This is a genomic window from Mesorhizobium sp. WSM4840 (genome assembly GCF_055811755.1).
Window position 1 is genome coordinate 1 of sequence record NZ_JBVVQD010000129.1, and the last position, 448, is coordinate 448.

Annotated in this window: 1 protein-coding gene; it reads right to left on the bottom strand. The window is 58.9% G+C overall.

The features are described from left to right. A partial coding sequence (locus AC0L3I_RS37000) for a type IV secretory system conjugative DNA transfer family protein (RefSeq protein WP_473530242.1) occupies positions 1-448 on the bottom strand: 448 nt, incomplete at both ends.

Below are 448 nucleotides of genomic sequence, written 5' to 3' on the forward strand. Positions count from 1 at the left end.
GCGGCCAAGCGGCGGGCTTCGGTGAATTGCTGCTGTGGATGCAGTGCTATGAGATCCAACAGTGGATTGTAGCAGTTCGTGCGCCGCTCTGAATCCAGCGGAGCGAATTTGAACACTTCGTGGCCTGCGGCTTTGCGCGCCCTCGAGGTGAGCTCAAAGAGCTCCCCCTTGACGTCCAGAGCTATCACTGAGCCTTTGAATGTAAGTAGCGTTGGAATGACTATGCCGACACCCTTGCCAGCGCGGGTCGGTGCAACAATGAGGCTGTGAGGCTGCTCGCCATTGGTCAGGTAGTAGCCAGGCCATGAAGGGCCAGTCGTCTTCCCGAAGACCGGTCCTGTCACGCCACGGTATCGTCGCAGATATCCCGGGCGTCGCATTTCATCCACTCGAGCCCAACGAGCGGTCCCGTGGTGTTCGAGCTTGCGGCGCAATACGAACTGCTGAA